9 protein-coding genes and 1 pseudogene are annotated in these 10,403 nt (G+C 47.8%); 3 read left to right on the top strand and 7 right to left on the bottom strand.

Features of this window, described 5'->3' with window-relative positions:
• From J5I83_RS09520 to cas10, 6 genes are all read right to left on the bottom strand, one after another.
• On the bottom strand, positions 1-714 hold a 714-nt coding region (locus J5I83_RS09520; protein ID WP_304055368.1), incomplete at its 3' end, for a hypothetical protein.
• A gap of 14 nt (positions 715-728) precedes the next feature.
• Positions 729-2,327, bottom strand: a complete 1,599-nt coding sequence (gene csm5 / locus J5I83_RS09515; protein WP_304055367.1) for a type III-A CRISPR-associated RAMP protein Csm5 — start codon at positions 2,325-2,327, stop codon at positions 729-731.
• Entirely contained in the window at positions 2,324-3,295 is a 972-nt protein-coding gene (locus J5I83_RS09510) for a hypothetical protein (protein ID WP_304055365.1), read from the bottom strand. The genes csm5 and J5I83_RS09510 overlap by 4 nt, the downstream gene beginning before the upstream one ends.
• Before the next feature lies 1 nt (position 3,296).
• Positions 3,297-4,022, bottom strand: a complete 726-nt coding sequence (gene csm3 / locus J5I83_RS09505) for a type III-A CRISPR-associated RAMP protein Csm3 (RefSeq protein WP_304055364.1) — start codon at positions 4,020-4,022, stop codon at positions 3,297-3,299.
• A gap of 25 nt (positions 4,023-4,047) precedes the next feature.
• A complete protein-coding gene (gene csm2 / locus J5I83_RS09500) occupies positions 4,048-4,512 on the bottom strand; it encodes a type III-A CRISPR-associated protein Csm2 (RefSeq protein ID WP_304055362.1) in 465 nt (154 codons plus the stop codon).
• A 75-nt stretch (positions 4,513-4,587) separates the two neighbouring features.
• Positions 4,588-7,242 (bottom strand): type III-A CRISPR-associated protein Cas10/Csm1, encoded by a 2,655-nt coding sequence (gene cas10 / locus J5I83_RS09495; protein WP_304055360.1) that lies wholly within the window; start codon positions 7,240-7,242, stop codon positions 4,588-4,590.
• Between the two features lie 218 nt (positions 7,243-7,460).
• Between cas10 and J5I83_RS09490 the strand changes: the two genes are divergently transcribed.
• The 3 genes from J5I83_RS09490 (at position 7,461) to J5I83_RS09480 (ending at position 9,620) form a co-directional block, all read left to right on the top strand.
• Complete coding sequence (locus J5I83_RS09490) at positions 7,461-7,604, top strand: hypothetical protein (RefSeq protein ID WP_304055358.1); 144 nt, start codon at positions 7,461-7,463, stop codon at positions 7,602-7,604.
• Positions 7,605-8,076: 472 nt separating this feature from the next.
• Positions 8,077-8,787, top strand: coding sequence for an RNA polymerase sigma factor FliA (locus J5I83_RS09485; protein WP_304055356.1), 711 nt, complete (start codon positions 8,077-8,079; stop codon positions 8,785-8,787).
• A 572-nt stretch (positions 8,788-9,359) separates the two neighbouring features.
• On the top strand, positions 9,360-9,620 hold the full coding sequence (locus J5I83_RS09480; protein WP_304055354.1) for a hypothetical protein: 261 nt from the start codon (positions 9,360-9,362) through the stop codon (positions 9,618-9,620).
• Positions 9,621-10,170: 550 nt separating this feature from the next.
• Here J5I83_RS09480 and J5I83_RS09475 read toward each other — a convergent pair.
• Positions 10,171-10,403, bottom strand: a pseudogene (locus J5I83_RS09475) (transposase); the annotation flags it as partial.

The raw sequence follows: 10,403 nt of genomic DNA, 5'->3' as shown, positions 1-10,403 counted from the left end.
AAATTCATTCGCACTATAAAACGGCCTGCTGCCATGGATCTCGGTTAGCAGGCTGGTCCTCCGTACCAACGCCATGAGCAGGGCGCGTGCATTGATTTTTGCCGGCGGCAGAGCATGGCCTTCATGCTGCAACCTGAGCGGTGTTTCAAACCGTAAGGTGATTCGCTCGGGCAGCGTCTCATCGGTCAAAGTGATGTACTGTGGATGATCGACCATGCTATGGCCTGGCTGGTAAATCAATACGCTGCTTTCCTGACTATCGACCTGTTTATTTATGGTGCTTACCCCGAGCAGTTCGGCCGTGCCGTCACCTGCACCGACCCCGCGCGCAAAAGCACGCTGCCATGACATGATGCACAGCGGTAAATGCTGCTGCGCATTGCCGATTAGCGTGAAGCCAAAAGAAAGCGTCTCGCCCGGCGCATAGTCCCTGATACCCCAGGCCGGTGGTTCAATGATATAAGGCACGGGGACGGTGGCAATATTTTTCAGCGAGGCTGCTTCCGGTTTGGCTGGCTCAAACACAGCAGGATAGGGGCAGGTGCGCTGCAGCAGGCAGCCCCGGCAGTCTTTTGCGCGCGTGACACAAGCCAGTTGCCGCAAGGCGCGCCCGAATACACCGCGCAGTGTGGAGCCGGCATATTCAGGCAACCGTAGCGCGCGCGTGATTTCGAAATCGAAACGGTAGCGGGCGAGGGGATAGGTGGTGCTCATGATGACATCTGCCTCTATGCCTGTCCGCGCAAGGTAGCCAGTTTGAGCTGTTTGCGCAGATCCTTGGCGTCAAGATTCATCAGTTTGCCAGCCCGATCTTCGAGCATGGCGGCCAGCTCATTTTTTTCTTCAATACTCCAATCCGGGTTTTCCAGCGCGTGCAACGCGAGTTTCTTGATCGTGCCACCATAGAATTGATCGGACACATTAATCTTCCGGCCCATTGCCAGGCGCTTGTCGATTTCATCGCGTAAGAGCGCGATTTGCCGCATGTTTTCACTCATGCTGGCCAGCTCAGCTTCTTTTGCTTTTGCAACTTCTTCTTCTCTGCGCAAGGCTTCTTCTTCCTCCATCCGTTTTTGCTCGCCAGCCCGTATCGCAGCCAGCCAAGTTGTACGTGCCTGTTCGACTTGTTCAAGGCGTTCACGCTGTGCATCGCGTAAAGTGTCTGTATATGGCCGGAGTTTATCGCGCACGGCGATGGAGAGATACTGGTATTCATCCTGGCAGGATTCAACCCATAGCCAACCGAATGGCAGTAAGCCGCCCGTTGCTTGCTTGCTTTCGCTGGCAAAGCGCTTTTCGGTAGTTTCGCTACGGAAGGTGAGCGGGGAGCCTTTTTTACCGAGTATTTTGATGTCGCGTACACCGTTGAGTGTTACTGATTCTGCACCGGAGTGCCTACCAACACGCAGCAAAAAGCCTTGGCAGTTTTTGCCCAATTCATGGAGTTCATTGTTAAGCAGATCTTTGATAGCTTCTTTCCACTGAGTATCGAGTATACCCGCCAGATGGACGTGATCGAGTTCGGCTTGTAGTTGCGGCAAGTAAAAATCATTACAGGCTTTACAAAGCTGCTGCCATGTCAGAGTGTTTTTATCCTTAAGATGGATACGGATTTCGCCGGTGAAAGCATCAGTCAGCATGCCGGGTATGGTTTCGAGAATAACCGGCAGTTTGGATGTATTGTGTTCGCTTGGCCGTTTTTTCTTGCTGATGACGTAGAGAATATGAGTGGGTGCTGGCTCCTCTTCATGATGGGCATCTGAGATGTGCAGATGGCGCAATGGGTCATTCTCGAATTTGCCAGCAGTGTATTCCAATAGTCTCTGTTGAAGCGCATGATTGGTTTCCTTACTTTTTTCTGCCATTTGTTGCAGTGGCTTTCCGCTGTTGAGTGCATCTAACCAGGCAGTGCGGATACTGCCTTTGAGCGAACTGCCGGGCAGATAGGGAGAAAAATCGATAGGATGGTAGGCGGTGCGCGCAATCTGGAATTGATTTTCGTTGTCGCTTTGGCCAGCTCTGTTTTCATAAGCCTGCGCAATTTCGCTGGCTACACCGACGATGTGGCTGGCCAGAGGCGCGAGAACCTTTCGATTGGATTTGAAAAATCGCTGGATGACGTCGAGTGTGTGACACGCGCCCAGTTCGCGGCGTTGCTTGTCATTCAGCACATCGACCAGTACTGCTGTATCCAGGTAGTGCAACAGATCGTCTTCAATCACGAAGTTGGTCGGAACATAATCCTCATCACAGCCGATATGGATCGGCGAGAGCGTGGTGAGGGTAATGGACCGGTGATCGACTTTGTTCTTGTTGTCGTTCATCATGCGTACTCCATATTTAAATTGACTACGGGCGCATAGCCTTGCTGCACCGTGGCGGGCTGGCTTAAAGAAAGTGTTCCGTTGCCGTCGAGGCCCTGACCAATGAACAGCGTATCGGCTGGCTTGTCTGTTGCAAAAATTGCGCCAGCAGCGGCAAGGAGCACAGGGTTTTTGAAAGGGTTGGCGGCAAGTGCGTGGCGGTTGCCATGCCGGCCAAAGCGGGTGATCACGCGCCAGTAGCTGTTGCTCACGTCGAACCCCAGCCCCTGCGGCGCGCAGGGGGCGAGTGTCCAATAAGCATTTATTTTTCCTGGTGCTGCAGCAGCAAATTCATAGGGTTCAATTGTATCGACGCTGAATTTACCCAGACCGATACTGGCATCACGGCCATAGCCTTGCATGCCGATGTTGGTGAGCAGGGATTGCAAGATTTCGATCGGCAAGCGAGATTCATCCAACACTAGATAGAGATCTATTGCTTGGTTTTGCGCAAAAAAGGTTTGCCGCTGAGTATAGGGCGCGAATTCGCCGGTGCCGGTGGTGCCTGTCAGCCGGTTTAGCGTGTTATGCGGCTGGACAGCTCCGACAGGCTTTTTTGTGTAAGCCTCCTCATCTGATTTGGCTGTCATCAACATGGATCTGAGCGGCTTCCCGACAGCATCCACAGGTATCCAGCGTTTGGCTTTATTGGCTTTGCGCTTCTCTGGATCATTTTTTTCGGTATCCGAATCGGATGCTGATTCAAATAGCTGGGGCAAGGTGGGCTTGGGCAGGAAACCTTGCGGAAAGCCATCGGAGACGACCAGCCAGGGATTGTCAGCGGTATAGCCGGAGAGCAGCCGCTGCAATTCCGATTCGCCAAACTGCTCACGCGCCGCCCAGCAGCATTGGCCAAACAAGGTGTCGCCTGCCAATGGTGTGCCCAAGGCAGTGTGCAATTGCAACCGGGCGCGATAGAGGGTGTGGGTCATATCAGGCAACTCCGATCATGCTGGCAAAAGGCTGAATCTGGTCAAAGCGTGCTTGCAGCGGTTCACCATCCACCTGCAAATCAATGAGACTGATCTTGCCATATCCGCGCGAGCCGGAACCGCCCAGGCTGTCGTATTCCAGCAGTTTGAGACCTTCCAGCACAATATTCAGCAGATCTTCGTCATCATGTACTTTGAGGCTTAAACGGAAGTCGAACTGTGCGCCTGCGACGACGCGCTCGGTCTGACGAATTGCGCCATTGGCTGCAACGCCCTTGATACGGTCGATGCTATTTTCTGTTTTGGCCTCGGTTGCAGAAGTATGTTCACCCAGTACGTTTTGTTTCCATTGTGCGTTCAGCGGGCAATCCCAGAATGCCAGTCGGCTAGGGCCGATTTTGTTTGCGATTGCGTCTGTATCACTTCCCGGTGCGCCGCCAAACAGCCTGAGTAGGTCGCGTGCGTTTGGTGTATCGGTTGATTTCAAATGTTGAAATGAAAATGGCTTGCCATTAGTAGCGGCAACTAGGCCAAACCGCCATTCGAGCAGACTGCGCATCTTGCCTTTGAGCGATGAACCTGGGATGTAAGGCAGGCCGGAAACCGGATTTTTGATCACCGTATTATCGATGCCGCCAATGCGCATTTCGCTGTCACCACCGCCGATATGCAGGCCGGTTTTGAGTTCGATTGTGCCTTTGATTTGCTGGATACGGGTTAATTGCATTTTTTCTGTCCTTTTTAAATGATGTTTAGCCGCGTAGGCCTTTAAGAAAACCGAGCACTGCTTCGAAATGCAGTTTGAAATGATTGAGTGCCTGGGCGCTGGTGGTGGCCTTGATGCCCTCCTTGAACCAGCGTTCAAACTTATCCCCTACAAGCTTGGGTTTGCGTCCTTTTGCATAAGCGACTTTTGCATTCATCATGCGAAGGAAAGGTTCAAATTTTTTGAATGTTTCCTCATCCTGGATTCGCTGTTGCCAATTAACCAATTCATCATAAAAGTGACGGATTTGAGTGGATTTGTTGCAGCTTCCCACTTTGCCTTCTTCTGCTAATTCGATTGCCACTTCTTCCGCCCAGGTATCAAAAAGCTCGCCCGGTACAGTTTGAAAAGCAGTTACAAATTTTGCGGAAATATCATTGATCCTTGAGTCGTTCAATTTCTGAGCGCTATTTTTTTTAGCGGAAGCTTTTCCTTGATTTGAATAGGACATACTTGATCTCCTTAGTTTTATTTTGATGTCATTTTATCGATTTCTTTGAAACCGTCTCGATTGGCAAGCTTGCCATTACTCCCGATTGCTATAAAGCAGAATAGACAATGGCAAACGATAAGCGCCGTGATGTATGCCGAACGCCTCGGTAAATTTCTGATTGATCGTTTCCATCAACTGTCTGCGTTGATTGTAGGTATTGGTATCACCGTTCAATTTGATCCGGTTACCAATGAAACGACTGGTGCGGTATACGAGTTGCGAGCGCCATAAGCTATCCTCCGGCCTTCTTTCAAGCCGTGCCCGCTCAGCTTTGTCAGCCAATTGCAGCAGGTCATAGAGATAACCGGTAGAGAGCTTGGCACCATGCTCTTCGGCTTGTGCAAGCAGATCCTCGAGTGTATTGGTGCATTCGGTCAGCAGTGCATGCCAGTCTTCCCAGCTCACGGTCTGATTCCATAGAGTAGCTGCATTCTTGAGTAGCTTGCCCTCTTTATCTTTGCGTGCTTTGGATTGTTCCAGTGCGGTTTCAGCGGATCGTGCCAAATGTCGTGCCGGTACTTTAGGTTGGGTCATGCTCAGGCCAGCGGAGAAGGTGATGCCTGGGTTGACCACGTAGTGTTCGAAGTACTGTTGCATTTCGCCGGCCAGTGCAATGGTGGAGCGCCACGGGCCGATCAGAAAGAAATCATCCCCACCAGCGAAGACAGTGTAGGTATTGCGGTAGCGAGTGATGCTTTTGCCGTCCTTGCCATGTTCGCAGAACCAGGGCAGCCACAAGGCAAAAAACAGGTTGATCTGGCGCGAGAGTGAGGCCCATTTGGCGAAGGTGGGTTTTTCCAAACCCTTTTGGAACAGCGCGCCGAGGTTGTCCACATCGCCCTTGAGCGTGACTAGGGCAATTTCTCCGTGCCAGCGTCCGTTTTCGTCAGGCTGACGATCTTCGCAGGCTAGGTGGTGCAAGGTCTTGATGGGGTATTCGCGATCAAAATCTGCTTCTTCCTGCCAGCGTCCATACTTATCCGCGGTGGCTTCGTCAGTTTGATCGAAATATGGCACATAGGTATTGACGAACCGTCTGGCAAAACCATCAAATACTTTGCCGTTTTCATCGGGCAGGCTGAAATCCCAGCAGCGGATCAGCTTGCGCTCTCTCGCCAATTGCCCATAGTGGCCGGATGCTTCCGCATCATTCACAAAGGTGATGCGCCAGCCAAAGTAATCCAATGCCAGCGATCCTTGTTTTAACGAGTCAGCATCGCGGCTAACCAGCACTCTGGCGCGTTTGGTGAGTGCCTCGCCGATGCGAATTTGATCCATGGCCAAATGGCTGATGGCATAACCCGGTGCATCTGATTCGGCAGGATAACGCCCATTGATTTTACAGACCCCCAGTTCGTTATTGAATCGGTGCAGGAACTTGCTGAAGACAGCAGGGCTATCGGCATGACAAAGATTGAAACGCCGGTGTTTGGCAACATCCAACGCTTCGAACAGACGCTTGACCAGCTCGCTAAAGCGCTTCTGCGTGAAATCGTTGCAACTGGCGGGTGTGACGGCGAGACCGATGCCGATTTCACCATAAGCATGCTGCAGGCACCAGGCATCAAATGCTTGTCGTGCTTTCTCAATCGCTTCATGAGTCTTTGCAGTATTCGGTGCGACGATGAGAAATTTACCGGCAGCATTGATGATCTGGCTGGTAGGCGGCAATGCCAGTGCATCCAGCAGCGTGAGCGTGGCGCACTCAGCCAGCAGGGCGACCTGGAAGGAGCGACCGCGCAGCAGCTTGTGCGCATGTTTGTTGGTTTCACCACCTTCCGCGAAGATGAAGTTTTGGATACCAAAGAAATCGCCTTGGATCAGCAGGAATTTTTCTTCCTTCCAGCCATTTTTCAGATCAGCGACAGTTAGTTTGTCTTTCTCATGATGCCAGCGCCACAGTGCAGCGGCCAATGCGGCAGTTGCTTTGGAGTGATCGTACAGCGAGACTTCCGGTTTGACACCAAAGGCAGTCGCGGCGGGTATCGCGTGGCATACGGTCAGCCATAATGCATCGAAATGATCAAGCCATAACGGCAGGTTTTCGCGGTGTGAGCGCGGTATCTGCTTCAAACCCTCCAATAACGCATTCCATAGCTGATGGTATTGCGCGCGGGCGGTAGCATCGTCGGCAGGAGTGCAATCAGTGCGCGGAAAGAGAGATTGGGGAGAGAGTGGTTCCAGCGGATAGCGCCACTTGATTTCTCCTTCTTCAATTTCCCCTTTGTCAATCTGCTCGAACAGGGTTAACAGGCGAGCACGGTAATGATTGTCACGTTCTTTTTGATTGTTATATTTGATATCGAATTCATCACGTTCGAAACCGGACGCGACACGATCGGCAGTGGCCACTACCCATTGCAGGAAGGTATCCGGTTTATGGTGAGCAGCTGCTGCATTGACAACCGAGTCTGGCAGGTTGGCATCTGTTTCGATCGAGACAAAGGGTGGGCAATTTCCCCTGAGATCAGGAAAATGACCGGTGGCTTCCAGCGCATCCCAGGCGATGCCGGTGTAGGCGGCATGGATATGACTGTGATAGCCGCCATTATATTGCCAAGGGCAGTACAGATTCTTATGCGCATCGAGCCGTCCGGCATGATCGATATTGGCGCGTTCTGCAAGCTTTCCTAAATCATGCAAATAGGCGCTTAGCGCGATGCGAGAGGTGGCATCAAGTAAATTCATATTGTTTCCTTGTTGTTATTTTTGCTAGAGGAAAAAAACTGGCATGTTTATTCGCATTGTATTGCCTTGTTTCCAGGCATTATTGATCAAACAGGCTCATTAAAAGGAAGTTATTCCGGGCGCTATTCAATGGTTGTTAAGTTAATTTAAAACAGCCGGAAGAAGCAATTCCGGCAAGCTTGCCAACAATCCCAGCATAATACAATGATGACATTTGATTGAACTGGGCGCAAAACGAGAGGCTTGTTGATGAAGGTATCGGTCAATTTATATCTGGGAGGAATTGCGGCGGTTTATTTGCTGTGGCTGTGTTGCTGACTGTTCTGGAAGATCAGGTGCTCGGCCTGGCTTTTTACAACTGAAACTAGGCATTGGTAACAATAGCAGCGGCGTTTACAGTCTTCATGGCATCCTTGAATGTCATGATGGTTGGTTATACGCACGCCAGTCTGCAGTTTTGCGGCTAAAAAAGCGGCTTTTCAGGAGGGTTAACTGTCTTTTACACGCTTCAACGCCTTGTAAGACGGTTTTCTAGAGTGGGACTTAAGTTCCAAGAATAATGGAAGAAATCATCTTCTATTTGCTGTATTAGAAATTAAATGAGTCGCTGATAATACTTATACAGATTTATAAATGAAGTGGAGAAAGATTGCATTGGAAGCTGAGTAAATTGGTTTAAACGAGTGCAGTCAATAGTTATCAAAAATTGGTAAATGTTACTGATGCTGGGTGAGGAGGATGCTCATAATAAAATAGAACAAGCTCTAAAGATTAAGATCGAGTATGGCTTTTGGAAACTACCTAACAAATAAAAATAAATTCTGATTTTGATTTATGCATACTACATCTGGAATCATTGATAAAGAACAATTTCTAGTTGAGTTTACACCGTTAGTAAAACGTATTGCCCACCATATGATGGTCAAGTTACCTGCCAGTGTGGAAGTAGATGACTTAATTCAGGCTGGTATGATTGGGTTGCTGGATGCTATAAACCGCTATGAAGGTTCATATGGGCGTCAATTTGAGAGTTATGCGGTACAGCGTATTCGTGGCTCAATATTGGATGAGCTGCGAGAGTCTGACTGGTTGCCTCGCAGTCTTCGTAAGAAGATGCGGCAAATTGAAGTGGCTATGAGAGTGTTGGAGCAGCGCTTGAGCGGCCCTCCAAGTGAGCTGGAATTAGCAGCTGAATTAAATATGTCGCTCGCTGAGTACCACGAGATAATGCAGGGAGTGCGTGGCGGTCAATTAATTTATTATGAAGATTTTCAGGAGGAAGAAGAAGATCATTTCCTGGATCGTTTATGCTCTGGATTTGATAATGGGCCGCTGGAAATTTTGTTGGATAAAAAATTGCGCGAATCACTGATTGCAGCGATTGAGAATTTACCACCAAGGGAAAAAATGGTGATGGGTATGCATTATGAACAGGAAATGAATTTGCGGGAAATTGGTGAGGTGCTTGGAGTAAGTGAATCACGAGTGTGCCAGATACATGCTCAAGCGATAGCGCGTCTTCGCTTGCGGTTGAGAAATTTATAAATCTGTTGATTGAGCCGGTTGAGCTGAGAGCTGAGGTAACCTCAAATTATCCACTAGAACAGTCTGGTGCAGTATATTGCAGCGCAATTCGTGCAAAGTTGGCTGTTTTACACTAGCATAAACCACGCAAAAGGACCTTCTGGTAGCTATTACGATAGTGACGGTTGGCAGCGTATATACGGTCTCGGTCTCGGTCTCGCAGAAAGTAGTAATAAAACAAGCCATATCCCTGATCTTTGACTGCGAATTCAGATTGCCTATTATTTTATAAGAGCCATACCAAGCCTTCCAGACTTAGGAGCATCCATCTAATGTAAATGCATCAAATCACCACGCTAATACATTGATATTCTGAGGTAATGAATATGATCTGAGGGTATTGATTCGTCAATTATAATTTTGCTTTTTTAGAGTTAAAATTATCTGACAAATAAAAAACACTGTTATATACTGATGCGCTATGAAGCATTTGTTTCTGTTAGAAATGGCAATATCGTTTTCGAGCATATATCGTTACGATTAGATTCTAAAAAACGATTTGCTATCATTAAATTCAATAAAAGGATTCAACCATGAATAAATTTATTATCTCTGCATTTATTTCTTCTTTCTTAATATTAGGTTCTACCTATACTTTTGCTAGCGGAAATACTACTTCTTCATTAGCTCCTATTAGGGCGCAGGATATTTTAAATATAATGGCTTGCAAAGATAAAAAACCGGAAGAGCAAATTAAAGATCGGACGGATGGCACAAAGGTAAAATGCAGTGACGTGGCGAAAAAAACCGCTGCAGCGAATCCTAAAGGTTCTGGTTCAGGTGGTAGCTATTAAACAATTTAAGTTATTGATTGAAGTAAGCTAATTAACGCTTCGCTGGTTGGTTATTTTTAAATATTCCATATTAAAAATATGATTAGCGTAATTTGATTATGAATACAGGTTATCTATTATCTTTTTATTATGGGTGAGTGTTTTATAATTGAAAATATTCATCTAAGAGAAGATGATGTGCCGCTTGCTTTGAAGTGATTGAATAATAAATAGGTAATAGATACGAGTCTTTTTTGAAAATATGGCGCGTATCTATTCCTTCACATAAATTGAAATACTTCCAGAACGATGTTAATTTTTATCATTGATAGAAATTGATAAGCTCTCGCGAGTGATCTGATCAATCAATTTGTGACGATTCGGTTAAGTAATCTTTTTAAGTTCTGCTTTTTTAATTTCCTAAAGAAGTTTTCTATCCCTCTATTATCCCCATAATTATTTTTCCGACTCATGCTATAGATCAAGCTGTAGTTTTCTTACAGATATTGGTGAGCATGACTTGCATATTGCAAACCTCAATCTGAGCACTCAGCTAGGGTCTGTTGACATTTCACATAGGTAGCCACAGATATCCACACGCTATGGCTACCATGCTCTCAAAATTTCGCTTCAGTTTGTCGTATCGTGTCGCTCTATTGCCCGATACTGCTTTAGCTGGGTAAAAGCATTTTCCACCAAATGCCGATATCTATATAAACCCCAATCCATATCTGCGTTACCCTTTAACGAGTTGCGCTTTCTCGGTATCACAGCCCGAGCTCTCTTCTTCGTTATCTGTTCCCG

This window comes from Nitrosomonas communis (assembly GCF_024102715.1).
GTDB classification, from domain to species: domain Bacteria; phylum Pseudomonadota; class Gammaproteobacteria; order Burkholderiales; family Nitrosomonadaceae; genus Nitrosomonas; species Nitrosomonas communis_B.
This window is presented reverse-complemented; position numbering and strand designations above follow the sequence as displayed.

Bases quoted from the DNA above. Each gene is read 5' to 3' on its own strand.
- csm5 (WP_304055367.1), bottom strand. From the start codon at position 2,327: ATGATGAACGACAACAAGAACAAAGTCGATCACCGGTCCATTACCCTC.
- J5I83_RS09510 (WP_304055365.1), bottom strand. From the start codon at position 3,295: ATGACCCACACCCTCTATCGCGCCCGGTTGCAATTGCACACTGCCTTG.
- csm3 (WP_304055364.1), bottom strand. From the start codon at position 4,022: ATGCAATTAACCCGTATCCAGCAAATCAAAGGCACAATCGAACTCAAA.
- csm2 (WP_304055362.1), bottom strand. From the start codon at position 4,512: ATGTCCTATTCAAATCAAGGAAAAGCTTCCGCTAAAAAAAATAGCGCT.
- cas10 (WP_304055360.1), bottom strand. From the start codon at position 7,242: ATGAATTTACTTGATGCCACCTCTCGCATCGCGCTAAGCGCCTATTTG.
- J5I83_RS09485 (WP_304055356.1), top strand. From the start codon at position 8,077: ATGCATACTACATCTGGAATCATTGATAAAGAACAATTTCTAGTTGAG.
- J5I83_RS09480 (WP_304055354.1), top strand. From the start codon at position 9,360: ATGAATAAATTTATTATCTCTGCATTTATTTCTTCTTTCTTAATATTA.